24 protein-coding genes and 1 pseudogene are annotated in these 25,102 nt (G+C 45.2%); 16 read left to right on the top strand and 9 right to left on the bottom strand.

Going from position 1 to position 25,102, the window contains the following annotated elements; genetic code table 11:
• Positions 1-51: 51 nt before the first annotated feature.
• Positions 52-1,134, bottom strand: a complete 1,083-nt coding sequence (locus AB6D58_RS10040) for an aminotransferase class I/II-fold pyridoxal phosphate-dependent enzyme (RefSeq protein ID WP_372157185.1) — start codon at positions 1,132-1,134, stop codon at positions 52-54.
• A gap of 306 nt (positions 1,135-1,440) precedes the next feature.
• On the opposite strand from AB6D58_RS10040, the gene AB6D58_RS10035 reads away from it, so the two are divergent.
• From AB6D58_RS10035 to AB6D58_RS10025, 3 genes and pseudogenes are all read left to right on the top strand, one after another.
• On the top strand, positions 1,441-1,842 hold the full coding sequence (locus AB6D58_RS10035) for a hypothetical protein (RefSeq protein WP_017061631.1): 402 nt from the start codon (positions 1,441-1,443) through the stop codon (positions 1,840-1,842).
• A 224-nt stretch (positions 1,843-2,066) separates the two neighbouring features.
• Entirely contained in the window at positions 2,067-2,804 is a 738-nt protein-coding gene (locus AB6D58_RS10030; RefSeq protein WP_372157183.1) for an NUDIX domain-containing protein, read from the top strand.
• Between the two features lie 238 nt (positions 2,805-3,042).
• Positions 3,043-4,032 (top strand): annotated as a pseudogene (locus tag AB6D58_RS10025) (sigma-54-dependent Fis family transcriptional regulator); the annotation flags it as partial.
• A gap of 15 nt (positions 4,033-4,047) precedes the next feature.
• Here AB6D58_RS10025 and AB6D58_RS10020 read toward each other — a convergent pair.
• Complete coding sequence (locus tag AB6D58_RS10020) at positions 4,048-4,899, bottom strand: LysR family transcriptional regulator (protein ID WP_102398054.1); 852 nt, start codon at positions 4,897-4,899, stop codon at positions 4,048-4,050.
• A gap of 98 nt (positions 4,900-4,997) precedes the next feature.
• On the opposite strand from AB6D58_RS10020, the gene AB6D58_RS10015 reads away from it, so the two are divergent.
• On the top strand, positions 4,998-5,645 hold the full coding sequence (locus AB6D58_RS10015; RefSeq protein ID WP_017069761.1) for a glutathione S-transferase family protein: 648 nt from the start codon (positions 4,998-5,000) through the stop codon (positions 5,643-5,645).
• Positions 5,646-5,788: 143 nt separating this feature from the next.
• Positions 5,789-7,231 (top strand): N-acylglucosamine 2-epimerase, encoded by a 1,443-nt coding sequence (locus AB6D58_RS10010; RefSeq protein WP_372157181.1) that lies wholly within the window; start codon positions 5,789-5,791, stop codon positions 7,229-7,231.
• Positions 7,232-7,373: 142 nt separating this feature from the next.
• Here the strand turns inward: AB6D58_RS10010 and AB6D58_RS10005 are convergent, their stop codons facing one another.
• The 3 genes from AB6D58_RS10005 to AB6D58_RS09995 all read right to left on the bottom strand — a co-directional run bounded on the left by AB6D58_RS10005 (position 7,374) and on the right by AB6D58_RS09995 (position 11,410).
• Positions 7,374-8,819, bottom strand: coding sequence for a sucrose-6-phosphate hydrolase (locus AB6D58_RS10005; RefSeq protein WP_372057757.1), 1,446 nt, complete (start codon positions 8,817-8,819; stop codon positions 7,374-7,376).
• Positions 8,816-9,775 (bottom strand): aminoimidazole riboside kinase, encoded by a 960-nt coding sequence (locus AB6D58_RS10000; protein WP_017061624.1) that lies wholly within the window; start codon positions 9,773-9,775, stop codon positions 8,816-8,818. The genes AB6D58_RS10005 and AB6D58_RS10000 overlap by 4 nt, the downstream gene beginning before the upstream one ends.
• A 195-nt stretch (positions 9,776-9,970) precedes the next feature.
• A complete protein-coding gene (locus AB6D58_RS09995; protein ID WP_017064972.1) occupies positions 9,971-11,410 on the bottom strand; it encodes a sucrose-specific PTS transporter subunit IIBC in 1,440 nt (479 codons plus the stop codon).
• 234 nt (positions 11,411-11,644) lie between these two features.
• On the opposite strand from AB6D58_RS09995, the gene AB6D58_RS09990 reads away from it, so the two are divergent.
• Complete coding sequence (locus tag AB6D58_RS09990) at positions 11,645-12,631, top strand: LacI family DNA-binding transcriptional regulator (protein WP_102332242.1); 987 nt, start codon at positions 11,645-11,647, stop codon at positions 12,629-12,631.
• 134 nt (positions 12,632-12,765) lie between these two features.
• Here AB6D58_RS09990 and AB6D58_RS09985 read toward each other — a convergent pair whose 3' ends face one another.
• The 3 genes from AB6D58_RS09985 to AB6D58_RS09975 all read right to left on the bottom strand — a co-directional run bounded on the left by AB6D58_RS09985 (position 12,766) and on the right by AB6D58_RS09975 (position 16,488).
• Complete coding sequence (locus AB6D58_RS09985; RefSeq protein WP_102320859.1) at positions 12,766-14,139, bottom strand: carbohydrate porin; 1,374 nt, start codon at positions 14,137-14,139, stop codon at positions 12,766-12,768.
• A 470-nt stretch (positions 14,140-14,609) separates the two neighbouring features.
• On the bottom strand, positions 14,610-15,017 hold the full coding sequence (locus AB6D58_RS09980; protein ID WP_017061620.1) for a hypothetical protein: 408 nt from the start codon (positions 15,015-15,017) through the stop codon (positions 14,610-14,612).
• 139 nt (positions 15,018-15,156) lie between these two features.
• Positions 15,157-16,488, bottom strand: a complete 1,332-nt coding sequence (locus AB6D58_RS09975; protein WP_017064979.1) for a ferric reductase-like transmembrane domain-containing protein — start codon at positions 16,486-16,488, stop codon at positions 15,157-15,159.
• 233 nt (positions 16,489-16,721) lie between these two features.
• Between AB6D58_RS09975 and AB6D58_RS09970 the strand changes: the two genes are divergently transcribed.
• The 5 genes from AB6D58_RS09970 (at position 16,722) to AB6D58_RS09950 (ending at position 19,378) form a co-directional block, all read left to right on the top strand.
• Complete coding sequence (locus AB6D58_RS09970; RefSeq protein ID WP_017061618.1) at positions 16,722-17,411, top strand: flavin reductase family protein; 690 nt, start codon at positions 16,722-16,724, stop codon at positions 17,409-17,411.
• Between the two features lie 120 nt (positions 17,412-17,531).
• The gene (locus tag AB6D58_RS09965; RefSeq protein ID WP_372052103.1) at positions 17,532-18,323 is read left to right on the top strand and encodes a CLCA_X family protein; all 792 of its coding nucleotides are present in this window, start codon (positions 17,532-17,534) and stop codon (positions 18,321-18,323) included.
• Between the two features lie 186 nt (positions 18,324-18,509).
• Positions 18,510-18,767 carry a type II toxin-antitoxin system Phd/YefM family antitoxin gene (locus AB6D58_RS09960; protein ID WP_017061616.1) on the top strand — a complete coding sequence of 86 codons (258 nt, stop codon included), beginning with the start codon at positions 18,510-18,512 and terminating at the stop codon, positions 18,765-18,767.
• Positions 18,757-19,023 (top strand): Txe/YoeB family addiction module toxin, encoded by a 267-nt coding sequence (locus tag AB6D58_RS09955; protein ID WP_017069754.1) that lies wholly within the window; start codon positions 18,757-18,759, stop codon positions 19,021-19,023. Before AB6D58_RS09960 ends, AB6D58_RS09955 begins: the two co-directional genes overlap by 11 nt.
• A 31-nt stretch (positions 19,024-19,054) precedes the next feature.
• Entirely contained in the window at positions 19,055-19,378 is a 324-nt protein-coding gene (locus AB6D58_RS09950) for a DUF4144 domain-containing protein (RefSeq protein ID WP_076644830.1), read from the top strand.
• A gap of 145 nt (positions 19,379-19,523) precedes the next feature.
• Here AB6D58_RS09950 and AB6D58_RS09945 read toward each other — a convergent pair whose 3' ends face one another.
• Entirely contained in the window at positions 19,524-20,852 is a 1,329-nt protein-coding gene (locus tag AB6D58_RS09945) for an anaerobic C4-dicarboxylate transporter (protein ID WP_004732879.1), read from the bottom strand.
• A 411-nt stretch (positions 20,853-21,263) separates the two neighbouring features.
• Between AB6D58_RS09945 and AB6D58_RS09940 the strand changes: the two genes are divergently transcribed.
• The 5 genes from AB6D58_RS09940 to AB6D58_RS09920 all read left to right on the top strand — a co-directional run bounded on the left by AB6D58_RS09940 (position 21,264) and on the right by AB6D58_RS09920 (position 24,992).
• Positions 21,264-21,923: an HAD family phosphatase gene (locus AB6D58_RS09940; protein WP_108338598.1), complete on the top strand. Its 660-nt coding sequence runs from the start codon at positions 21,264-21,266 to the stop codon at positions 21,921-21,923.
• A 185-nt stretch (positions 21,924-22,108) separates the two neighbouring features.
• On the top strand, positions 22,109-22,735 hold the full coding sequence (locus AB6D58_RS09935) for an HD domain-containing protein (RefSeq protein ID WP_372157178.1): 627 nt from the start codon (positions 22,109-22,111) through the stop codon (positions 22,733-22,735).
• Positions 22,736-22,777: 42 nt separating this feature from the next.
• On the top strand, positions 22,778-23,293 hold the full coding sequence (locus AB6D58_RS09930; RefSeq protein WP_102320853.1) for an N-acetyltransferase: 516 nt from the start codon (positions 22,778-22,780) through the stop codon (positions 23,291-23,293).
• 83 nt (positions 23,294-23,376) lie between these two features.
• Positions 23,377-24,063: a DNA-3-methyladenine glycosylase I gene (locus AB6D58_RS09925; RefSeq protein WP_108185318.1), complete on the top strand. Its 687-nt coding sequence runs from the start codon at positions 23,377-23,379 to the stop codon at positions 24,061-24,063.
• Positions 24,064-24,257: 194 nt separating this feature from the next.
• On the top strand, positions 24,258-24,992 hold the full coding sequence (locus tag AB6D58_RS09920; RefSeq protein WP_017061609.1) for a GntR family transcriptional regulator: 735 nt from the start codon (positions 24,258-24,260) through the stop codon (positions 24,990-24,992).
• Positions 24,993-25,102 lie beyond the last annotated feature (110 nt).

Below are 25,102 nucleotides of genomic sequence, written 5' to 3'. Positions count from 1 at the left end.
AAACACAAGGTGCGGGCTTTTTAATGCCTGATGATTTTATAACGGTTGCTTTTATAACTGCTGAATACGCTGCTTTAACGCTTCTAAATCCACATCATTTCCAACAATTCGTAATCGAACATACTCTTCAGTCATCGCGTCGCACGTAATTGCAAAATCGACACCGGAGCACGTCTTAATACCGATACTCTCAAATAGCTTTGAAAGGTTAGTTCCTGTTTTTTTCAGCAACATAATGGGCGTCGATATTGACGTTCCAACCACTTCAATATCGTGCACAGACAACAAGCCGATCATTTGCTGCTTAAAGTATTCAGTTTTGCTGCGGTTCATTTCTAAGAAGTGTTTCGCATTGGGTAAGGTCGCCGATGCGATTTTTATTGAAGGGTAAGTCGGCGTGAACACACTCACCGCAGCTTCGATTGCAGAAGTCAGGTTTTCACTGCTGGCTAAGTAACCGAGTCGAATCCCTGCAAGGCCTAAGCCCTTAGAAAAGGTTCGTAAAACTATTAAGTTGTCCAAGACCAAGGTTTGATCGAGCATAGACTGTTCAGGAGTCAGGTATTCACCATATGCCTCGTCGACAATCAAAATAGCGCCAGAACGCTCACATACTCTCGCTATCTCGACCAGATAAGCTCTGTCGTAGATTCGACCCGTTGGGTTGTTGGGATTATCGATATACACCAAGGCAGGATTTTGACTGCTTATTTTTGATGCCAACACACCGAACAGATCCGACTCGTTTTGATAATCAAACATGTTGATGGACTGGTAATTCCCGCCCACCAAAGTGAACTCTGATACTGCTTCAACAAACTGAGGGCCAATGCCTATCATGGTGCGATTGTTGTGATCGATAAGTTTATTGAAGATAAGTTCTAGCGCCCCAAGAGAGCCCGTGGTGTACGTAATACGACAATCTTCAATCCCAATAAACTGGCGAGTCAGATAAGTCAGCTCCGAAAGCTCCCTGTGGCAATAGTACTTATCAATACCGTAGATAATATCTTTGATCACATGTTCAGGAATTTCTGGTGCGCCAAATGGATTGGAGCCAAGTGAACAATCGATACGAAATGAGTGATCGACATAAGAATGGTATTCGCCACTTAACCGTGGATTTAAATGCATAAGAAAACGCTCAAAAAATATTCATGCGCTATTCTTATCGTACTGAATTTTATCTATATAGGTCATTTCGCGACAGTTCTTCGCCTTGTTTCGAGAGACTGGTTAAAAACCAAGATTGGTTCAAATAACGAATTCTCTTAAGCCATAATCAAGAGTTAAGCACTCGTGTTTACATTTCGAGTTAACCGAACCGCTTTCTTTGCGCTAGATTAAGCTGAGATAAGATAGGGTAATAACAGAGCTTGCATCTTTACTCTCCCTAGTTACCATAGCCCCATTAACATCCCCCATATTTTGAAGGTTGCTATGAAAGCAATTAAGACTCTTTTCTTCCTGATGGTTTTATTGAGCGGTCTGTTTACCGCTTGGCTGTTTATTCCAATTCCAGCGACCATGGACAAGCAAACGCTCGACGTTCCATTAACGGAACCATTCAAGCTTGTTGCGTATCGCAGCAACCCGAATGATGCGAGCAAGCCGCTGACTTACCACTACTATGTGATTTCAGATGTGGTTGGTGTAGACGACATGGACCCATTCCTGATTACCACGGACCAGTTCGTGAAGCTTGGCGAATTCGACGAGAACACATTCAACCTTACGGTTAACGGCAAGATTGATAGCTACACCAACGATTTGTGGATCAAGAAATCTGATGGCAAGCTTCAACACTGGTACGTGAGTATTAACGCGAACTATATTCGTTAAAATCGAACTGCAATAAACCTCATTTTAAAACTGCGCTTTGGCTTCCAAGCACAGTTTTTGTTTCTAGCAACACCCTCCACTTATCCCGACCCGTTCGACATAAACTGCATTGCCTACTTTTGATTCACTGCAGCCCTTGCTCTCAAGGTGTTATAAGCTCTTTAGATACGATAAGCTCAGACCATGCTCGACGCCCAATAAATCAAAATAATAAAGGATCACCCGTGGAATTTACGCTCGACAAATTTAACGGCATCATCATTGACCCAGCAACAGCCCCTCACGATGTTCACTCATTCAATGCCGAACTCAGCGAGATCACCGAATTTTCAAAGCAGAATAACAAAGGCATCATTTGGATTAGCTTACCTATTTCACTCTCGCACCTTATTCCGGTGGCGACTGAGCTTGGCTTTGTGTTTCACAACTGCTTAGAAGACGAGATTACGCTGATCCACAAATCCGAGATTGTAGAGTTTGTGCCTTTCATTCCGACCCACACCTTGGGTGCTGGCGCGTTAATCACTAACGAACACAACCAAGTGCTGATGATTAAAGAACACGGCATGACGGGCTACAAATTACCGGGCGGTCATATTGAGTTGGGTGAAGGCATTGAAGAATCCGTGGTTCGAGAAACCTTAGAAGAGACTGGCATCGAAGCCACGTTCGTTTCAGTGGTTGGCATGGCGACGAGACACCCGTATCAATTCGGAAAGTCTAACCTCTACTTTGTTTGTCACCTTATCGCTCAAACTCAAGAGATTGCGATTCAAGACACAGATGAAATTGCAGAAGCTAAATGGATTGATGTTGAAGAGTACATTAACAACCCCGACAGCTACCCGTTCAACCGCCAGTTAGTCGGCTCTTTGATAGGCAAACAAGGATTAGAACTCACTCAGTTAGAAGGCAACTATGGCCCAGTCCACAAGCCCGAGATCTTCTTTTCGCAAAACTAGAGCGATTCAAATATAAAAACGCCAAGCTCATAAGAACTTGGCGTTTTGCTTTTCATTTTACTTATATTGTTTAAGCCATCTCGTTGCTAGTGACTTCCTAATTAGACTGTTCTAGAACCTATCTATTTTAGAAAAAGCCTAACGGATTAGTATCGTAGCTAATTAATAGGTTCTTAGTGTTTTGGTAGTGATCGAGCATCATCTTATGTGTCTCACGGCCGATGCCCGACTTCTTGTAACCACCAAATGCACGCGCTCCATTTCAGCATCGTGTGATTTGCACCATGGCGAGCAACAAATCGAACACGCTTGGCAGCAAGCCAACAAGGTAATCGATAAAGGGATCAGTTTGTTGATCTTAGGAGAAACAGGAGTTGGCAAAGGCGAGTTTGTTAAAGCGCTGCACAAGCAAAGCCAGCGTAAGTCTTCGCCCTTGGTAGCGGTAAATTGTGGCGCGCTGCCTAAAGACCTTATCGAATCTGAACTGTTTGGTTACGCGCCGGGCGCCTTTACGGGAGCAAGCCACAAGGGCTTCCAAGGTAAGATCCGTCAAGCAGATAAAGGGATTCTATTTCTAGATGAGATCGCCGACATGCCTTTAGAAGCTCAGTGCCGACTACTGCATGTTCTGCAAGACAAATCCGTGGTGCCAGTTGGTTCTAATCAAAGCTATCAAGTCGATTGTCAGATCATCGCTGCAACTCACAAAAACCTCGAGCAGTTAGTCGCAACAGGTGAGTTTAGGCAAGACCTGTATTACAGACTCAATGGCTTAGCCTTCACCTTGCCAAGCCTACAACACCGACAAGACAAGCACGCTTTAATCGAGCACATTCATCGTAAATACGCCGAAGACGAACAGACAATCTGCCCGCACTTGATGAGCTTACTGTGCGCCTATTCTTGGCCGGGTAATATCCGCGAATTAGACAACTTACTTAAGGTTGCTGCTCTATTAGCAAGTGATGAACCCCAACTCACACTCGAGCATGTGCCCAGCCACCTTGCTCAACATCTCACGTCATTAGCACACGATAATCAGCATCAACTCACGCCTCCTAATACCACCAAAGGTACAGCTAATAACGATTTAAGAAGTACCGTTGAAGAAACCTTGCTGCAAACCTATCAAGCCAACCAAGGCAACATAAGTAAGACTTCGAGAATACTCGGTATCAGCCGTAATACGATTTATCGAAAACTAAAAAGCTTGGGAATCCTCCAATAGGAAGATGAACCTAAGCTACTCAGAACCCAGCTCCACAAGTTGATTGAGCACTTCTTTATCCAATACCGGGTGATGCTTACTCGCTAGGATCAGCACAATATCGACCGAAGGCAACGGCGGCATATCATCAAGAATTTTCAAATCTGAAGTCACGCTTAGCTTACCCATCGCACCAATCGCTAATCCTGCTTTCACGATTGCACGCTGCGCTGAAGCGGTATTGCTACACGCCAATAACTGATAAGGCGTGCCCTGCTTGGTTAAGCCATTCACTGCCGCGGCGTGGTACTTACAATCGGTCTGAAACAAGGCTAATGGCACTGGTTTAGACTCATCGAACACATAATCAGGGCTGCTTATCCATACTCCGATATCATGAGTGAGCCAGTAACCCTCTTCACTATCGGGCGCTCGGGTGACAATCGCCGCATCAAGCCTGCCGTCATCCAACCACTCTCTCAGCGTAATGCTGGGCAGGCTGAATATTTGGATTGAACAGGTGGGTTCTGCTTTCTGCAACAGGCGAATCACTTTCGGCAGAATGGTGTCATTGTAGTCTTCAGGGCAGCCGAGTCGCAGAGGTTGTTTGTCTTCGTAACGCTTTACTTGCTTAAGTGCGGTATTGTGAAGGGCGACCAACTGTTCGGCATGAGATCGCAGCGCTAAGCCAGCTTCAGTCAGTATTAAATTACGTCCTTCTTTCTGAAAAAGAGTGACGTTGAGTTCTTCTTCCAACTTACGCATCTGAGCACTGAATGCCGATTGGGTGCGATTTATCTGTTTCGCTGCACGAGTGAAACTACTGGTTTCTACAAACGCGAGAAAGCCTCGCAAAGCATCAATATCCATATTGAAATCACCACCCATCGTTTTTGTTAATGTATTGCATCAAAATTATCCGTTAGTGCGCCGCAATACAATCCCCTAATCTCAAATGCATGCCCACCAAACGCAAGGAAGCAACGATGCAGCTTTATATTGGAAACCAGAACTACTCAACTTGGTCACTGCGCGCATGGCTAATATTCGACAACTACAACCTGAATGCAGAAGTCATCAAGCTCAAGCTGTTCACCTCTGATTTTTACGACACTCTGGCGAAAGTGACGCCAACGGCCAAGGTTCCAACCCTAGTTGATGGTAATGTTGCGGTGTGGGATTCATTGGCGATTCTCGAATACGTTAACGATGCCTATTTGGACGGTGCAGCGTGGCCTAGCTCAGTGAAAGAACGCGCCCATGCCCGAGCAATTTCCGCCGAGATGCACTCTGGGTTCTTTGCCGTCAGAAATGAAATGCCGATGAACTGCCGCGCACAACGAAAGCTCACACTGAGTGAAGACGCACTGAAAGACATCGCTCGTATTGATGCAATATGGTCTGCACAAATGGAACAATACCCAGAGGGATGGTTATTTGGTGAATGGTCGATTGCCGATGCGATGTTTGCACCCGTCGCATTGCGCGTAGAAACCTATGGAATACAACTTTCCGAAAAGGCATCGCAGTATCAACAACGTGTGCTTAACAGTCCATCAATACAAAAATGGCTGGCAGAGGCAAGCTTAGAAACCGATGTGGTTGAAGAAGATGAGGCGGGCAAGCCAGTATAAAATACAAGACACCCTTCCAAAGCTCACTAGTCTGTGAGCTTTTATCTAAACCTTATTAATTTGGTCGATTGTGATCGCCTAATCACAATGTGCAGATGTGATTGTTTATATTCAAATAAATTCAAATAGTTAAGATAAACATCATGTTACGAGCAACGATCGCATTACTCAGTATTACTAGCTTCGCCGTATCTGCCAACGCCCATCTTCCTTCTGGAGAAGAGTGGCTCAACCATGCGACTGAAGGGCTTGCACCTTATTGGTTAATGCCTAGCGCTCAAGGAGAACCGGTAGGAAACTTCCCTACTTTCCGCTGTGATGACGGTACCTTGCTCGATGTTTCTGATGTGTGCCATGAACTAAACAAAGGCTGGATCACGCCACACTTTGGCAAAGAGTTTACGCGGATGAAGTCACGTCAAACTTATGCCTATGGCGTGCTCTACCACCTTAGTGGCGATAAGCAGGCTTTAGCGCTTGCCAAGCAAGGAGCCTACTACATCATTGATCAGCTAGAAGATAAGCAAAACGGCGGCTTTATCGGCTACACAAAAGAGGGAAAAGTAGGCCAAAATTGGCAGCAGCGTACTTCTCAAGATCAAGCGTATGCATTAGTTGGCCTTGCCATGTACTACTACCTGACTCAAGACAAAAAGGTAGAAGAAGCACTCATCGCACAACAAGCTTTTATCTTTGATAAATATCGACTTAGCGACAACAGCGGTCTTGCTTGGGTACTTGCGGATGGTGAAGATGGCAAAGCCACACAGCGTGAACTGGTCGCGCAACTTGATCAGATTAACGGTTACATGCTGTTAGTCGCTCCCCTGCTAAAAGAGCCCACCAAGACAAGATGGCTTGATGATCTAAGTTGGCTGACACAAACCATGGTCGAGCACTACCACTCTGAAGATGAACAACGCTTCTACGGGGCCATTCACAGCAAAGCCGCCAAGATGCCGAATGCCAATCACAACGATTTTGGGCACACCATCAAAGCGTATTGGATGACTTACCTTACAGGCCAAACATTGAATAACTCTGAATGGTCTCAGTTTGGATTCGATGGCATGAAACACACTCTGGATCAGGCGCAATATCAGAAAGACTTTGCCAATGTATTTAACTACTTTGGTGAGCGACTTCAGAAAATGTGGCAAGGGCAAGATATCACGGGCTGGCAAAGCAGACCGCACAGTCAGTGGGCGTCATCATGGGAGTGGGCTGAGCTTGATCAAGCGGCCATGACGGTTTCGCTGGTCGATGGTTCAATGAAAGACGTCCTGCAATACACCCTACCAACATTTCATGATGTATGGGTCGACCACAAATATGGTGGCGTTGGGCTTGATCCTAAGCGAACTAAAGCTTTCCATTGGGGCAATGGCTATCACCAATTTGAACATGCGCTGATTGGCTATTTATATGCTCAGCAAGTTGACGCTAAACTAGCTGTATTGCACTACGCAAGACCGACCAACAGCAATATGCCAATGGAACCGTATTACTATCAAGGGGATGTGGTTGAGTTAGAGAACCTAGACGACGGAACCCAGAAGGTCAGTTTCAATAACATTCGACCTTAGCGTTGGTTGTTTGTTCTAAATGGACTTGAGATTCAGGGCTACGGGGAATGGACAAGGTCAAAGAGTTAGCACAATAGTGATGTCGCAGACCAAACAAAAGCCGCTGTTGATCAGCGGCTTTCTTGATGGAGATAAGCGGAGGTTAGTTGTCCAACCCTTTAATTGGGTTCATCGAGTGATAAACGGTGTTCACGTCACCAGTCATCGACAATGAACTCAAGTCATCAATGAAGAAACGGCTGGTCATTGTGTGCTTACCGCCATTGATAAAGATTTCGATCACTGACTTATCAACATAAACCTCGATGATTTGCTTGGTGCTCAACCTCGGTGCTTTTCTCACTGAGCCAAACTCTTCCGCGTAGAGCTGAGACATCTTACTGCGATCAAGCATGAACTCCTTTTCTGTAGCACTGAATACGATGTTATCACCCGCAACGTTAGTAAGTGTAAACTCAAACTCGTCAGTATCCGTTTCGAGCTCAACCATGAAGCTGGTTGTATCCAATTCAAGAGCATTTTCAACCACCACAGCTTCACCCTGTAGCGCTTTCAATTCAGGTAAAGCAGACTGAACAAGATAGCCATCTTGGATTTGAAGTTCGCGTGGTAACGACAACATGCCCGCCCACTGATACTCATTAGATGGTGTATCAATCTCAGGCAGACCAATCCAAGCAATCAGAATACGGCGGCCTGTATCATCTAAATAAGTCTGTGGTGCATAGAAATCGAAGCCATAATCTGGCTGCGCAATATCTTGGTGGTTTTCCAGTTCTACCGAATCGAGATTTAAGCGGTCACCGACGATATAAGCCACCGAGTAGATATTTTTGAAATCGTATGGATTTTCGCTAGATACACCTTGTGGAGAAAACAGCATCACCGACTGATTCTCTATTTCAAAGAAATCTGGGCATTCCCACATATAGCCAAGGTTGTTGTAACGAGTTTGAATTGGACCTTTGTGCTGCCAATTCATCAGGTCTCGGCTGCAATATAGCGCCATAGAGCCAGTATTTTGAGGCGTTTGAGCACCCACAACCATCAGATAATCGCCGCCCTGTTTCCACACTTTTGGGTCTCGGAAATGTTCGGTGTAGTGATCGTTTTCGATAACCACGCCGTGCTTTTCTATTTTGCCGTCAGCAGACATCTTGGCAAAACATTGAGTTGGCACTCGCAACCAATTTCCATCGCGCTTGTTACCTGTAAAAAACAACAATGCATTGTCGTTTTCAACCAATGCACCACCAGAGTAAACACCGTGAGAGTCGTAATCTTGGTCTGGGTGCAAGCCAATGCCGTGGTCTTCGAAATGAACGAAGTCTTTGGTAGAAAGGTGGTACCAGTACTTCATACCATGGACGGGGCCAACTGGCGTCCATTGGTAAAATAGGTGGTGTTCACCATTAAAGAAACACAGACCATTCGGATCATTAAGCAGACCAAACTTAGGCGCAATATGGTAGCTTGGATAGCCAGAGTCTTGTTTGCGAAGCTCTACCATCGCATCAATACTCTCTAGAGAAATATCTTCTATACGGCGATATCTTTGCTCTACTGTCCAGTTCGAGTTCAAACTCATACACTCTCCTCTACGGCATTCGTATTTGAAGAGTCTTTTTGAATAAACTGAGTAAGAGCTTCTTGCGTTGGAAGTGCGGTCATTGCGCCTTTTTGCGTGGTCGCCAGTGCACCACACCCATTCGCCCACTGAATTGCAGAATCGACGACTTGTTGATTGTTCCACTCATCATCTTGAGAAAGCTTTGCAAGCAAACCGCCAACAAAAGCATCGCCTGCACCCGTGGTATCCACTGGCGTCACTGAGCGACCTGAAATCAACACACCTTGGTTTTCAAATACTCGCCAAACGCCTTTCGCGCCCTGCGTAACCAGAACAAGCGTGTTGTTAAGATCTGCAATGTTAGCCAAACCTTGTTCCATCGAAGTTGAATCGGTTAAGAAATCCAGTTCTTCTTCTGAGAATTTAACCACATCAGCCAATTCAACCGCTTTCATGACCACAGACTTAATTTCAGATGGGTTTTGCCACACTTCATCACGAAGGTTTGGATCGAAGCTGATGTAACCGCCCGCGGCTTTCATACGTCGGATCGCTTCGAAGGTACTGCTTCGGCTTGGTTCATTAGCCAAAGAGATCGAGCAGACGTGTAGCCACTCGTTTTTCTTAAATTCGGGAATGTCTTCAACAGACATAAACTGGTCGGCACTTGGCTTAACCATAAACGTAAAGCTACGCTCGCCTTGGTCATCAAGATCGACCACCACGGTTGACGTGCGTTGTTCAGGGTCCTTCACCAAACGCTCGGTATTCACACCTTCCTTTTGCAGAGTCACTTCCATAAAAGTGCCAAACGGATCGTTACCCACTCGGCCAAAAAATGCGCTTTTGCCTAAAAGGCGAGAAATCGCTACCGCGACATTAGCAGGCGCACCGCCCGGACATTTCAATAATGTCGCGTCAGTCTCCGGAATGAGGTCGACGACGGCGTCTCCAGTTACCCAAACTTGATTCATCTTTCTTACCTTAAAACTGAAAATCATGACAACCGAAAGCGATGGCAATCGAAAGCAGTAGCAACCAAAAGCAAGGTGACACTTCACGCTGTCATGTAAAAATATAAAAAGGCTAGCTAAGCCAAATCACCTAGCTAGCACCCCAAAGCTTAGGAAATGAAGTGAAAAGGGGGGCTTCACTTCTAGGGAGAAACGTTAAGCTGTTGCTTTAATGTTTTGCTTGCTGCGCTCGCGCAGACCTAAAACAACGGTCAGAGCAAAGGCAGTCACGAACGCGATAATCATACCTACCACGTAGTAGCCAATCTTTTCTGGTGATATTGAGATGATGCCAGGAATACCCGCCGCACCCAGTGCTTGTGCTTTCACATTGAACATCGTGATAAACGCGCTTGAAATCGCAGCGGCACAAACCGCAGCAATGAATGGATAGCGAAGCTTCAAGTTCACACCGAACATTGCAGGTTCAGTAATACCAAGCAAGCCAGTCACACCAGAAGGAATCGCGATACCTTTCATTTTCTTATCTTTACTCATGAAACCAACCGCCAGTGCCGCTGCACCTTGTGACACGTTAGACATCGCCGCGATAGGGAAGATGAACGTACCGCCAGTCGTTGCGATATCCGCAAGCAGCTGAGTTTCAATAGCAATAAAGCTATGGTGCATACCAGTAATAACAAACGGCGCATAAATCAAACCAAACACCGCACCGCCAATGAAGCCAGCACTGTTGTATAACCAATTTAGGCCGTCACCAAGCAGGAAGCCGATATCACGAGTAAATGGACCAACAATCGTGAATGTTAACAAACCAGTTATGAAAATCGCCAATAGCGGCGTTAGCAAGTTATCCAGAACCGAAGGAATAACTTTACGCAGCCCAAGCTCAACTTTCGCTAGAATAAACGCAGAAACAAGAACGGGTAGTACTGAACCTTGATAGCCTACTTTCTCGATTTCGAAACCTAAAATGTTCCAAACCGGAATGCTGCCCGACACTGATGCGCCACCGAAGCCCCAGCCGTTAAGCAAGTCTGGGTGAACCATCAACATACCTAAAGCCGCGCCAAGGTATGGGTTACCACCAAACTTCTTACTCGCTGAAAATGCTAATAAAATAGGTAAGTACACAAAAGGAGCATTAGCAAATGTATTGATCATGTTTGCTAAGTCGGTCAAACCCGGATTAGCGTCGATTAAAGATTTGCCATCAATGAATAAGCCTTGAGCCGTCAATAGGTTGTAGATACCCATCAACAAACCACCAGCAACAATCGCCGGAATGATTGGTACAAAAATATCAGACAGGCCTTTCACCGCGCGTTGCAGGATATTTTGGTTGTCAGCACCTGCAGACGCCACATCGTTGGTCGACATTTCCGTCATTTCAGTCAGCTTAGCCAACTCAGCATAAACTTGGTTTACGATGCCTGAGCCAAAGATGATCTGATATTGACCTGCCACTTTAAACTGGCCCTTAACCCCTTCTAGGTTATCAATCGCCTGTTCATCAATTTTATCTTGGTCTGCAACCGCAAGACGCAGACGAGTCGCGCAGTGTGCGAGTGCGGTGATATTACTTTTACCACCTAATAGAGAAAGCAGCTCTTTTGCTATTTTTGGATAATTCATTACATACCCCATTGGATTATCATTTGAGCTTTTGAATTTTCGGGAACGTTTGCAAAACAAATTTTTGCCTAGAAATAACAAATGATCAAAGATAACTGCTCAATAGTGTGAGAATGATCTTCAAATTATCTCCCTAGGATAAGAAGACAGGGTTAAAATCCCCTAATAACAGGTAAATTTGATGCTCTGTTTGCAAACAATCCCAAAACTAAAATTACAATTGGATAATGAATAATGGCTAGTCTTCATGATGTCGCTCGTCTCGCTGGAGTTTCCAAGTCGACGGTTTCAAGAGTAATCAATGATGAGTATGGCGTAAAAGACGCGACCAAGGTGAAGGTGCGTAAAGCGGTTGAAGAGTGTGGCTATCTCCCAAACCAAGTCGCTAAAGACTTAAAGTCCCAAAAAACCAACCTGGTTGGCGTGATTGTTCCTAGGGTTTCTTCCCATGCCACCTCTCAGGGTGTCGATGGTTTAACCGCCGTCTTAGAGCAAGCGGGCAAGCATGTATTATTAGCGAGCACACACCAAACACACCATAAAGAACTTGAATATATTCAGATATTTAACCAGAAGCGTGTTGAAGGCATCATCCTGTACGCGACCCACCTCGACAACCAATTAGTCAAAGCGATTCAAAGCTCTGCCGTACCCGTGGTATTGGTTGGTCAAGACGGGTCAATGTTTAACATCCCAAGCATTGTGCACGACGACACTCGCGTAGGGTTTGAAGCGGGTAATCGCCTCATAGCGAAAGCTTGTAAGCATATGGGATTCATCGGTGTGCAAGGTGATGATATTGCGGTTGATAAGATGAGATCGGAAGGCTTCGCTCAATCGCTTCAATTTAACGACCTCACACTGCAATTTCACGCCCGTGGCGACTTCACCATAGAATCAGGTTACCAACTGGCGAAGCAGTATCTCAAGGAGCACACCAAGCTCGACGGCCTATTCTGCGCCACTGACCGTATCGCAATCGGTGCGATCAGAGCCATTCAGGAAGCGGGGCTCGTTCCAGGAAAGGATATATTGGTGATCGGTGTAGGTGACGATGAGCTCGCTTCAGTATGCACACCAACGCTGTCTACGTTTAACTATGCGTTTGATAAAGCGGGAGAAAATGGAGCCAAGCTGCTACTCGACCGTATTGAGAAAAAAGGCTTTGAAATGAGCAAGATGGTGTTGACCTTCACCACTATTGACCGAGAGTCTTGCTAGCGATTTATTTCAGAGATCAGGTTATCCCAAGATAAAAAATGCCAACCTTCGAGTTGAAACGATAAGGTTGGCATTTGGTGATGCGACTATCACATCATGAGTAACACTCTCTATCTAAACGATATATCAAGCAATTAGAACCAAGTTTCCATCTGCAGTGCAAACAGAACCTCGCCGCCCTCTCCCATCGTTGCAGCATCTGCTTCAGTGCTGATCGAGTAACCATTTAGGTCTTCACTCCAATCCACATAGCTCACAGCGAAACGCAGTTCTGGTCGGTCAAAGAAACCAGTGCTAGTTGAAAGCTTGAGTGTTGGTGCAACTGTCGCTTTGTAGAAACCGCCGCTCGCTTGCTCTGTCGAGTTGTCTAAATCCATGTATTGCAATGAACCTTCGTAAACCATCTCAAAGTTCTCTGTGAACTCTTGAGCTAATCGAACGTTTAAAGAAGCCCATGTGAACTCGTCATTCTTCTTCAAACGGTCTTGGCTATGCTCTGCCATTAATGCAGGTGCTAAGCGCCAGTTGTCGCCAATGCGAGTGACACCGTAGCTAAACAGGCGAACGGCTTTCGCGTCATCCAGTAGATCACCATTTGAACCGATGCCTTTTAGCTCTGCACCTAGGCCACTACCCACTAACATACCCGTTTTAGAGAAGCCTTCGCTCAGACCAAAGAAGTTGTCTCCATGGTACGCAAACATTGCGTGTACACCGCTTTCAGCTGCGCCATTTAGGCGGCTATCGTTGTCTGCTGAGGTCATACCGCTCAACATCACTTGCCATTGGCCAATACGGTTATTCATGGTTGCAATGTAGTTTTCTACATCTGTTGACGAGCTATCAATCTCACCAAAATCTCGGCCATAAATAGAGAAATTCGCTTTCCAGTTGTCGCTCATCTGAACGTCATAAACGCCCGCACCAGTACCTGATAAGAAGACAATATCCGAATCGAAAAAGTGAATATCAAAGTTGTCGCGATCGAATCGTTTACCCGCCCAAAACGTTGCTTCAGAAAACGCTTCAGATTCAGAGAACATGCTCAGACGGTTCAGTTCTGAATACACTTGTCGCACATTCAACTGGCTTTCGCTGGCAGTCCACTCGTTATTTGTCTCAGTACTGTCGGCCAACATGATGCGAAACAAAGCACTAGAGCCATCGTCTGCAAATCGCTTATGAATCAAGTTCGCTTCAACGTAATGATCATCTTCAACACCAAGACGTCCAATTGGAGCTCCAATGGCACCCGCCGCTGTCATGTAAGGACCAGTACCTGTCGCGCCGTTTAGGTCGTCGTTGATCAATAACCCAGAGCGAGCATAGCCGTGAAACTCAAACGAAGAAGCCTTTTCATTGGCCTCGGTAGAGACCTGCTCTGTTTGTGCAACCCTTTGTTCTAATTCATTAATACGTTGCTCTAATGCTGCAACGTCTTCACTTGCTAATACCGATGTAGTCATTAGCCCCATTGTTACAGCAACCGCTAAAATGTGTCGTTTCATTCTGATGTTCTCACGTTAATTGTTTTGGATTATCTGCAAACGTTCCCAAAATAATTCGTAAGCACATTTCGGCTTATACTTTTGATGTATAAGCTCTATATCGAAGAAGAAATAGAAATCAGTCGTGTTGATTACTTCACTTTTGTATCTGAGTGGATGATAGATCGATAATTTCGGGAACGTTACCGAAAATGCATAATTCTGATAACTTTGTCACAAGTGAAATTGATTAATGGGCGAAAAATAGTGTATCGCGCACATTAGATATCTCAGAAAAATAGAGAGAAAATCCAGTACGAGAATTAGGAAAGGCGCTAAAAAATGCAACAGGTTGGCTATAAAAATTAAAGCCTGAGAAGCGATTTTTCAGGCTTTAGAAAGGCGTTCATTGATAACAATAGGTCGTTTTTTGAAAAGTGTATGACATTAACTAACGTGACAGTTTATAGAAGAATAAAGCGTTTAAAAGACTACTTTCTCTTACCCTGCTCCACCAGCTTTTCGTTCCATGCCGTATTGCCGTCACGCTTAGTCACGTCATACTCTGAACAGAACTGAGAGATGGTCATGTTGTTGTCGCCAGTCGCCAATTTCAACGCCAACTGAACTTGTTGAAGCTTGCTTTGCAGTCGCAAGATTTGACCAGCATTTGGGCTTTTCTCTTTGGCGTATTTTAAAGCCGCATGCTTACGTTCTGCCGCGCCCGCTCGGCGATCTGCTTCTGATAACAGATACTTGAGTTGAGCAACACTCTTGCCTTTCTTGAAGGCAGGATCAAGCAACTCAACGCATTCATCAAACGATGGATCGATAACGTATGGGTCAACTTTATGAGCTTGTTGGCGCATCCATTCGAGTGCGAGTTTTTCATCTGACATAATTACATCTTTACCAAAGAAACAGCCCTATATGGTATCGCTCAATAGCAAACCGCTGCAATAACAAATTGAGTGACTTTACGCCTTTTTACACTGTGCCGATTGACTAATTTAACAATCACAGCTCCAATAGTTGGCTTTAACGCATCACAAACAGCTCTTCGTGGTAGTGCTTTTCAATATCAAATTGATAGGTGTCTAATTCTTTTTTCAGTGATGTAGAGAACAACTCCGGCCCGCAGAAATACATCTCGTACTCGTTGAGGTCGCCACATTGATTGACAATTCTTCCGGCGTTTAGCCGCGGTGAGTGCAAGGTATCTATCACGGTCAACTTCACACCAACCGCGTGTGCTAGGTGCCACAACTCATCGATTAATTGCTTATCAACACCGCGAGTACAATAAAACAGTTGAATACGAGGATGATCTCGTTCTGTTTTGAGCGCTTCAAGTGTTGCAAAAAACGACGCTATCCCGACACCACCAGCAATCCAAATTTGTGGCTTGCTTAGGTCAAAATAAAGTCGACCATAGGGTCCTTCAACCGTAACCGCATCGCCCGCTTTCACTCGTTCATATAGGCCATTAGTAAAATCACCTAGCTCTTTGATCAAAAAGCGCAGCTCTGGATCATCACTGCCAGAAACAATGGTAAACGGATGCGGGTCTTCATTACCGAAACGCAAGTACGCAAACTGCCCAGCTTTGTGACCTTGCCAAGATGCCTCCGGTTTTAACACCAGCTCCATCACTTCAGCTTGTGGAAAATAGCGAGTCGAGATAATCGTCGCTGAGTGACGATTACGACGCCCAACCAAGCCCAACAAACTGTAAATCGCTGCGATAGACCCAGCCAAAGCAAATGCCACAGTTAGATAATAAATAGGTTCTCCCCAATACGCTCGTTTAAGCAGGATTACTGAGTGGAAAGCGATAAACAGGTACGCAACCGACATCAGACGGTGCGACAATTTAAACGGTTTGTACTTCACTGCCGCCCATAGTGACGCCACCAGTAAAATGAGCAACAAGTAGAAGCCCCACTCGCCAATACTCTGAGCAATACCGCGTAATTCATTGACCCATAACTCCCATCCAGTCAAAACAGCTTGCGGCCCTGAACCATCGTGTCGAACAGGCTTATCTAACACACCAGACACCACCAATGACTTAGGTATTTGGTACCACAACCAGTGTGTCACACCCAGTGCAACACCACCGATACCGAGCCATTTATGGACTCGATATGCTTTATCCATACCTTTCAGCCAATTCTCAACCATAGGCAAACGCATCGCCAAGATCATTGTGATGGACATTAACACCAGAGACAAAATACCTGAGTACTGAATCATGGCTGAGCGCCATTCAAAGACATCGCTTGAAGCGAATAATTGCGGTTCCATCGCAAACCAAAAGGCTGACATTGTGGCAATCATTGCCCAAATGATATTGCGGACTGTTTTCATTTGTTAACACTCATAAAGACGACATCATTACTTTAGCTCCTGTGATGTAAAGGGACGTCAACGTACGTAAATCTATGCAAAGGATCTCGTTCATTGTGCTGTAGCAGAGATAAAAGAGACAAACTGCCCACGGCCAATAAGCGCTCTTTGATCGATAAAAGCGGATTCTTCGTACATATAAGTCCGTTAGTGAGCATGCTCGAAGATAACAATAAATGAGAAGAAGAGAAGATATGAAGGACATGACCCTTTCTAAACAAGATATCCAAACAATGGACCCGCGCCACCGCATTCGTTTGGTTAACTCCCTATCTGGATTTAAAAGCGCCAACCTAATTGGTACTTGTGATAAACAGGGGCTTGAAAACCTTGCGATAGTGAGCTCTGTCATTCACCTAGGGTCTGATCCCGCGCTGCTTGGTTTTATTGTTCGCCCAGATAAAAGCCGACGTCATACGCTAGAAAACATCCTAGAAACTAAGTACTTCACCGTTAACAGCATTGGTGCTGACTTTGTTAAAAAGGCCCATCAAACCTCGGCTCGCTACCCTAAACCAGTCTCAGAATTCAACGCGGTCGGCTTAACGGCCTATTATGACGACACATTCCCCGCTCCCTTCGTCTTGGAGAGCAGTTTAAAGATAGGGTTAGCGTTCAAAGAACAGATAACAATCGAAAGCAATCAAACGCAAATGTTGATCGGTGAAGTTATAACGATTCACGCACCCAAACGCGCCGTGATGCCGGATGGCTACCTTGATTTAGAAGCGTTGGATTTGGTCACGGTATCAGGGCTTGATAGCTACCACGTAACTCAAAGACTGCACCGATTAAGCTATGCAAAACCACAACAGCCACTCTTTCCACTCACTCGTGAAGGTAACCCAACTTCATGGGAAGCTTTCGAACTCAATCTAAACTAATTTTGTTCGGCAATTTGCTATCAAAAGTGCTAACGTCCTTTAATTCCAAGAGATGCATCTCACACAGGCGCATCTCACTGAGCACACTATTGATTCTTACGTCTGTTTCCAAGGACCCTTTTGAAGTTAACTCACTTTAAATACAAAACGCGCGAAGGCCCAGACTACCGACATGGCGATCAGGTGTCATTCATGGACATCAAACAAACCTTCGGTATGGGCAGCATTCGTGTGGGTGCTTGGGTGACGAAAGAAGAAAAAGAGTTGGCCGCAAATCTGATATTCGATTCGCTAGCCGACTTGGCTTACATCTTGGCTTTGCCACCAGAAGCGATTGGCCTTCGCGGCACATTAGGCTTAGCGTTCGGCAGTGGCGGCAGAAAAGGCGTACAAGCACACTATGCCCCGAACCAACGAGAATTAGCCCTCGCGAAGAATGCCGGAGCTGGCGCGCTCGCTCACGAGTTTTGGCATGCATTTGACCACTATATCGCTGAGAAAGCGTTTGAAATCGGCGATACCTCTGGCCCTCGCAAGCAGATCCTGTTCGCCAGCGACTGTTGGTTGCACGATAGAACGGTGCGACCTCATCCATTAAACGAAAGTTTGATGTCTCTGTTTGATGCCACACTGCTTAGCGACAATAACTTGGACAAACACGATTATGTGGCTCGCAGTGTGATTGCCGACAAAGCGATGTCTGCCCGTTACTTCTCACTACCCACAGAGATGATGGCGCGGGCCTTTGAAGCTACGATTGAGTCTTGCTCAGATATCGAGAATTCTTACTTAGTCGATGGCACAACCAAGCCTGATATGTACCCCGTGTATCCTGATATGGCGCACCGAGAACAGATATACCAAGCCCTGCAAGGTTACTTCGCACCATTAGGCCGATCTTTGAGTAAATAGCATTTTGAGTCAGTAACTCTCTGCATATTTACAATGAATGACATGTACCATAAGTTGATCATGTGTAACCTCTGATATAACATGTACAACAAACGGAACATGTAGAATAGTTAATTCATGAATGATTAACTATTCTGTGTATATTGAAAGATTAAACATATCCAAAAACAACAGGGTAAATAAGTGATGAATATTGTTTCTTTTACTGAGGCAAGAAATAGCCTTAAGTCTGTGCTCGATAGAGTGGTAGACGATTCTGATGTTACGGTAATAACCAGACGAGATTCAGAAGATGCCGTGGTAATGTCTCTTGATCATTTTAATTCAATGCAAGAAACCTTGTACCTAATGAGCTCGCCTAAAAACGCTGAAAGATTAGCTGAATCCATTGCTCAACTCGAAGCCGGAAATACAACCGTTCGAGAATTGAATAATGACGAATGATCGAAAGATTGTATTTACAGATAATGCTTGGGAAGATTACCTATACTGGCAAACCCAAGACAAGAAAACGCTCAAGAAACTAAATAAGTTGATTGAAGCTGCCAAAAGAACGCCCTTTGAAGGGATTGGAAAGCCGGAGCCACTAGTCGGCAACCTGTCTGGATTTTGGTCAAGACGAATCGATGACAAGAATCGATTAGTGTATAAAGCAGATGACGATAACTTTTACATAATTGCTTGTCGTCACCACTATTAAAAGCAGTAAGCAGCACATAGAAAGGGCAGTAATGATCAGTTGGCCATCTTTAGTAAAACTCGACGGTGATGATGAACTTATTTACGTCGCATCCGAACACGAATTTCAAGCAGAATGCTCAGAGATGATCTTGGGTGAAGATGATTACCTGATTGATTCAGTTGGCGACAGCTATTCACTTCAATCAAGTTCTAACCAACTGTCTCTAGCTAAACGAGCAGACCAGTATTCGGTTGAAAGCGTGACCAAACTGATTCGAAACCACGAGTTTCAAAAAGCTGAAGTGTGCCTGATGAAGATCCACTTCCTAACGATTGAAGAAGCAATTCAGTCGCTGGCTTTTGAGCTACGTTAATATTGCTTTAGAGCTCGTATCAAAGCTAATTCCCAAGACAGAACAAACAAAAACAGCGCCTCAATAGGCGCTGTTTTTCGTTTTATCTCGTTATCGCTAGTTTAATTAAGCGATGAAAAGTGAGATTACGCGACAAGAAGTCAGATTAAGCGATAAAAATCTGTGCCAGTGCGTAGCCTAAGCAACATGCGCCTACTACACCGATCAAACCAACCGACATGAATGAGTGGTTGAAGTACCACTTACCAATCTTGGTAGTGCCAGACACATCGAAGTTCACCGTAGCGATATCTGATGGGTAGTTCGGGATGAAGAAGTAGCCGTAAACCGCTGGCATCAAGCCGATAAGCAGTGCTGGGTCTAGTCCTAATCCAAGGCCAACCGGTAGCATCATACGTGCAGTTGCTGCTTGAGAGTTCACCACAACCGATACGATGAATAGCGCTAGTGCGAACGTCCATGGGTAGTTAGTCACCATTTCCACGATGCCAGACTTGAACTGAGGCATTGCGTATTGGAAGTAGGTATCCGACATCCAAGCGATACCGAAGATCGCAATCGCCGCCACCATACCGGATTTGAATACCACGCCGTTTGGCACATCTCGCGGGTCCGTTTTGGTCGCCAGCAAGATGATACCGCCGAAGCAGAGCATCATCATTTGGATGATCACCGACATCTTGATTGGCTTGTCGCCGTCTACGATGGTTCTGATCTCAGGTACCATCGCCACGATAACAATCACGACAATCGACAATAGGAAAATCAATACCGCATTACGAGCCGAAGTTGGCAGTACTTCATCCAAAGAGGTCGCAGTGGTGCTTTCAATGCGCTTTTTCCACTCTGGATCTTTTAGACGCGCTTGGTATTCAGGATCGTCGTTCAGTTCTTTACCGCGTTTCAAGCTATACAGAGAAAGCAAAAGTGTGCCGAACAAGGTTGCAGGAACCGTCACCATCAGAATAGAAAGCAGAGTAATAGAGTGTTGGATATCAGAAAGTTGCGCGAGGTAATAGACCACAGCAGCAGAAATTGGTGATGCCGTGATAGCTAGCTGAGACGCAACAGACGCAGCCGCCATTGGGCGCTCAGGACGAATACCATTCTTCAACGCAACATCGCCGATGATTGGCATAATTGAGTAAACCGCGTGGCCAGTACCCAATAGGAAAGTCATCGAGTAAGTCACGAACGGAGCTATCAGGGTAACGCGTTTCGGGTTCTTTCTTAGCACCCTTTCCGCCACTTGCAGCATGTATTTTAAGCCACCAGCCGCTTCAAGGATCGAAGCACAGGTAACAACAGCGAGGATGATCAGCATTACGGTGACAGGTGGAGACGTTGGTGGCATCTTGAAGACAAACACCTCGATAACCAAGCCAATCCCAGAAACAACACCTAAGCCAATACCGCCATACCGAGACCCGATATAAAGCACGACTAATAAAAATAGAAACTCAAAATACAACATAAGCAACCTTGCTAAAAATATGGACTAATTATATTTTGTCCTTTAGTTCAGCCTTTTACTTATTACTTGGTCACACTATGATTGCAGGCTTCCGCAAATTGTTTTTTATAAGATTATGGTCACGCTAACACGCCCGTAAGTTTATGAAATGTAATAAGAAGACAGACGCACGACCTAGATTTGTTATGTGGAATAATCATAATTGTATCTGTTAGATCTGGATGACCTATAAAATACCAGGCTCATAACTCAACGATATTATTCCAACCACAATCAATCACATTTAAAGTCATTCAAAAGCATATTGCCGAGCCGATTGGATACATTCTTACTGAACGCTGACTCGCCTATCACTAGACACTATGTCAAAATACCCGTCCTCACGACGACAACACAGAAAGAACCACGTATATGAATTTTCAAGCTGCTATTTTTGATATGGATGGACTGCTGCTCGACACTGAGCGACTTTGTATGCAGGTTTTTGAAGACGCATGTCACGCGCAAGGTGTTCCGTTTTTGCAAGATGTCTACCTAGGCATCATTGGTTGTAACGCAAAAACCATCGAACAGATTTTTCGAAATGGTTACGGTGAAGGGTTAGATTACCCAGCGCTGAATAATGAATGGCGCACCCGCTACAGTGCAATTGTTAAAAACCAAGCAATCCCGGTAAAAGATGGCGTGATTGAGCTGCTTGAATGGCTAAAATCGAATGACATTCCAATCGCGGTGGCGACCTCCACTCAGCTTGATATCGCGAAAAAGAAGCTTGAGCTGGCTGGCCTAGATTCTTACTTCACCTCACTAAGCACAGGCTGTGAAGTCACCAATGGTAAGCCTCACCCCGAGATCTACCTGCTAGCGGCAGAACGCCTAGGTGTTGCCCCTGAAGCCTGCCTAGCGTTTGAAGACTCAAACAACGGTATTCGCGCATCAATGGCAGCCAACATGATCAGCTTCCAGATCCCTGATTTGGTTGAGCCTTGCGAAGAAGTGAAAGCGCTTGGACACACTATCAGCCCTTCTTTGCATCATGTGTTAGCAAAACTTCAACAAGCTGCAGCTTAGGCTCTTATTACCGTTGATAACGCTTTAATCAACACAGAATAACCTTTCTATTAAGCCGACTCACAGAGTCGGTTTTTTTGTGGGTATTCCTTTTATAAAAGATAAAAACTCGCGCTTGAAACTGTTAAAGTCGATGTGAAACGATGGAAATCGAGAAGCAATATTGATAATGGAGAAAGGGACGCGTGATAGAAAAATTTGAAAGCCAACTGCTTGAGTTTGCACAGCAAGAAATGACACAAGATGCAGCACACGACATCAGCCATATTAAGCGTGTCGTCAAAACCGCAAAAGCTTTGTGCGATCAAGAACAAGCTAAGCTTGAAGTCGTGTTACCCGCCGCGTATCTTCATGATTGCTTCACCTTTCCTAAGAACCACCCAGACAGAGCCCAAAGCTCGCAAATGGCAGCAGATAAGGCGATCTCTTTCCTCAAATCTACCGACTACCCCGCGTCCTATCTTGATGAGATCCATCATGCCATTGTCACGCACAGCTACAGTGCCAACATCACACCTGAAACCTTAGAAGCTCAGATCGTCCAAGATGCCGATCGCCTTGATTCTCTCGGTGCAATTGGTATCGCTCGCTGTTTGTATGTGGGTCAGAGCTTTAACGCCGAGCTGTATAACCACGAAGACCCGTTCGCTGAACATCGTGACTTGGATGACAAGCATTACAGCGTCGACCACTTCTACGTGAAGCTGTTTAAGCTAGCAGAAACCATGAATACAGAATCAGCCAAGTTAGAAGCCAACAAGCGCACCGATTACATGCGTGGCTTTCTTGAGCAGTTGGGCACGGAAGTTTAGCGGTTTAGAAAAAGAGACACGCGATAAGGAAGAGACAAGGATATGGAAATAAACCGCTTTAAAGCCTCCGATGCCAATGAGATCGTCACTTGGTTCACATCACTCGAAGACTATGTACTGTGGGGCGGGCGAACCTTTGGTTGGCCGTTAGAAGCCGCCTCCATCATCGAACGCTCTCAAGAGCCTCAAGTTGAGCTATATACCTTCTCTGAGTCTAGTGCTCTCTCTGAACTGAATTCGAACGGCAATAACTCAGAACTGATCGGGTTTATGGAGTTTCAACGTATGTCAGACAGTGAACTTCGATTCTGCCGAGTGGCCATTCACCCAAACCAACGAGGCAAAGGGTTTGGGCAATCCATGATAGAAAGTGCATTAGACGCTGCGAAACAAATCCCTGATGTCACCACCATCAGCTTGGCGGTCTTTCAACAGAATATCGGAGCAAAACGTTGCTACGACAAAGCTGGCTTTCAAGTGGTCGACAAAGAACCCAAGTTCAAAGAATTCAATGGCAAAACCTGGCCTCTATATCAAATGGAATTAAAGCTTAGCTAGTTCGTTTTAATTACTAGATTTGACCCCATATCATTAAGCATTGGCTACATACTCAAGATACACAGATGTAATTTGGAACCTTCATGACCCAAGAAAAATTCGATACTATTTACCAACGTGCAGCTCACCGCAAAGGCGGAGCGGCCGAACTCGAAAAAATCATTCGTGCGCCCCTTTCACAAGCCGAGCTATCACAAATCACCGACGATCGTTGGCTAGCCGCCTTTACTGAAAAAGTATTCCAGTGTGGTATTTCATGGAATGTAGTGAGGAAGAAATGGCCGCAATTTGAAGAAGTGTTCTTTGAATTCAATATCGAAAAAATGCTGATGCTGCCGAATGAAATGTGGGAACAAAAAGCGCAAGACCCGCGCATTATTCGCCACCTCACTAAGGTGATGACCATCCCTGCCAATGCCACCATGATCCACAATGCTAAGCGTGAGGCGGATTCCTTCTCACAAATGGTTGCCGACTGGCCATCAGAACGTATCACTGAACTTTGGGATTATCTGAAGAAACACGGCAAGCGATTAGGCGGTAACACTGGTGCCTACACTCTGCGCCAAATGGGTAAAGATACCTTCATCTTGTCATCAGATGTTGAAGCACACCTACGCAGCACAGACGTGGTTGATAGCGGTCGTAACACCAAGCGAGCACAACTGGCAGCGGGTAAAGCCTTCAACGAATGGCAGCAACAGTCAGGTCGTAGCCTGAGCGAAATCAGCCAGATCGTGGCATACAGCTGCGGCGATAATCGCGTCTAGTTTTAGGGCTAATGACTTAAAGCTCTAGATTGCACACAGTTCCTTGCAAACTAAATGTTATAAGTCATTAACAAATAAGCGTGCATCGCACTTTCATCCGGTGGAATTGTATAGATAAATGTATACAATATAGGGTAATACTCATGAATTATTCTCAACCAACCCAACTCGACTAAACAAGGGTCCTTATCTCTATGACAGTTCTCAAAAACTCTGTCTCCAAAGGTGTAAAAACGAAAGTAACAGGCCAGACTCAAGACGATGTTGTTTACTGCCATATCTTCGATGCGATACTAGAACAAAGGCTGCCACCAGCCACCAAATTAAGCGAAGAAGCGTTAGCAGAAATCTTTAGCGTTAGCCGCACCATTATCCGCCGTGCCTTACTGCGTCTTTCTTTAGAACAAGTTGTGGTGATCCGTCCTAACCGAGGAGCCGTGATTGCTGCGCCAACGGTTGACGAAGCCAAACAAATCTTTAAAGCACGTGAAGTGATGGAAATTGCTATCACTGAGCTGGCGGTGAAAAACGCAACCAAAGCTCAAATAGAAGAATGCAGAAAATTAGTCGCGAAAGAGAACTGTGCTTTCGACCAAGGCGATTACGGCTCTGGCCTACGTTTGTCTGGTGAGTTCCACATCAAATTGGCTGAAATGGCAGAGAACGCGCCACTGCTGGCTTTCCAACGCAGCTTGGTATCGCAAACTTCACTGCTGATCGCTCAGTACGAAACGGGCAACCACTCGAACTGTTCTCTAGACGAACACTCAGGCTTACTGGATGCGATAGAGTCAGGCAATGAACAACAAGCCGTAGAGTTGATGCAAGAACACCTAAGCCATATTCGTTCGAAGCTCAACCTAGACAGCAGCACAGCTTCTAGTGATCTGCATGTCGTGTTCTCAGATCTGCTTAAGAGTAAGTCATAGACGATTCAACAAGCGATTAATAACCATCCGCTAACAGCTTTTTGTTAACAGCTTTTCGTTAACAAAATTGGAGAGAAGTAAGCCTTAGTGTTTACTTCTCTTTTTTATGC

Source organism: Vibrio sp. 10N.239.312.D08 (genome assembly GCF_041466145.1).
Lineage (GTDB): Bacteria > Pseudomonadota > Gammaproteobacteria > Enterobacterales > Vibrionaceae > Vibrio > Vibrio crassostreae_C.
This window is presented reverse-complemented; position numbering and strand designations above follow the sequence as displayed.

Excerpts from the sequence above, each read along its gene's own strand:
- AB6D58_RS09980 (WP_017061620.1), bottom strand. The coding sequence starts at position 15,017 with ATGTCAGATGAAAAACTCGCACTCGAATGGATGCGCCAACAAGCTCAT.
- AB6D58_RS09920 (WP_017061609.1), top strand. The coding sequence starts at position 24,258 with ATGACAGTTCTCAAAAACTCTGTCTCCAAAGGTGTAAAAACGAAAGTA.
- AB6D58_RS10010 (WP_372157181.1), top strand. The coding sequence starts at position 5,789 with ATGTTACGAGCAACGATCGCATTACTCAGTATTACTAGCTTCGCCGTA.
- AB6D58_RS10000 (WP_017061624.1), bottom strand. The coding sequence starts at position 9,775 with ATGAATCAAGTTTGGGTAACTGGAGACGCCGTCGTCGACCTCATTCCG.
- AB6D58_RS09960 (WP_017061616.1), top strand. The coding sequence starts at position 18,510 with ATGAATATTGTTTCTTTTACTGAGGCAAGAAATAGCCTTAAGTCTGTG.
- AB6D58_RS10020 (WP_102398054.1), bottom strand. The coding sequence starts at position 4,899 with ATGGGTGGTGATTTCAATATGGATATTGATGCTTTGCGAGGCTTTCTC.
- AB6D58_RS09995 (WP_017064972.1), bottom strand. The coding sequence starts at position 11,410 with ATGAATTATCCAAAAATAGCAAAAGAGCTGCTTTCTCTATTAGGTGGT.
- AB6D58_RS09925 (WP_108185318.1), top strand. The coding sequence starts at position 23,377 with ATGACCCAAGAAAAATTCGATACTATTTACCAACGTGCAGCTCACCGC.
- AB6D58_RS10005 (WP_372057757.1), bottom strand. The coding sequence starts at position 8,819 with ATGAGTTTGAACTCGAACTGGACAGTAGAGCAAAGATATCGCCGTATA.
- AB6D58_RS09930 (WP_102320853.1), top strand. The coding sequence starts at position 22,778 with ATGGAAATAAACCGCTTTAAAGCCTCCGATGCCAATGAGATCGTCACT.
- AB6D58_RS09970 (WP_017061618.1), top strand. The coding sequence starts at position 16,722 with ATGAAGGACATGACCCTTTCTAAACAAGATATCCAAACAATGGACCCG.
- AB6D58_RS09990 (WP_102332242.1), top strand. The coding sequence starts at position 11,645 with ATGGCTAGTCTTCATGATGTCGCTCGTCTCGCTGGAGTTTCCAAGTCG.
- AB6D58_RS09955 (WP_017069754.1), top strand. The coding sequence starts at position 18,757 with ATGACGAATGATCGAAAGATTGTATTTACAGATAATGCTTGGGAAGAT.
- AB6D58_RS10035 (WP_017061631.1), top strand. The coding sequence starts at position 1,441 with ATGAAAGCAATTAAGACTCTTTTCTTCCTGATGGTTTTATTGAGCGGT.
- AB6D58_RS09975 (WP_017064979.1), bottom strand. The coding sequence starts at position 16,488 with ATGAAAACAGTCCGCAATATCATTTGGGCAATGATTGCCACAATGTCA.
- AB6D58_RS09940 (WP_108338598.1), top strand. The coding sequence starts at position 21,264 with ATGAATTTTCAAGCTGCTATTTTTGATATGGATGGACTGCTGCTCGAC.
- AB6D58_RS09950 (WP_076644830.1), top strand. The coding sequence starts at position 19,055 with ATGATCAGTTGGCCATCTTTAGTAAAACTCGACGGTGATGATGAACTT.
- AB6D58_RS10040 (WP_372157185.1), bottom strand. The coding sequence starts at position 1,134 with ATGCATTTAAATCCACGGTTAAGTGGCGAATACCATTCTTATGTCGAT.
- AB6D58_RS10015 (WP_017069761.1), top strand. The coding sequence starts at position 4,998 with ATGCAGCTTTATATTGGAAACCAGAACTACTCAACTTGGTCACTGCGC.
- AB6D58_RS09945 (WP_004732879.1), bottom strand. The coding sequence starts at position 20,852 with ATGTTGTATTTTGAGTTTCTATTTTTATTAGTCGTGCTTTATATCGGG.
- AB6D58_RS09985 (WP_102320859.1), bottom strand. The coding sequence starts at position 14,139 with ATGAAACGACACATTTTAGCGGTTGCTGTAACAATGGGGCTAATGACT.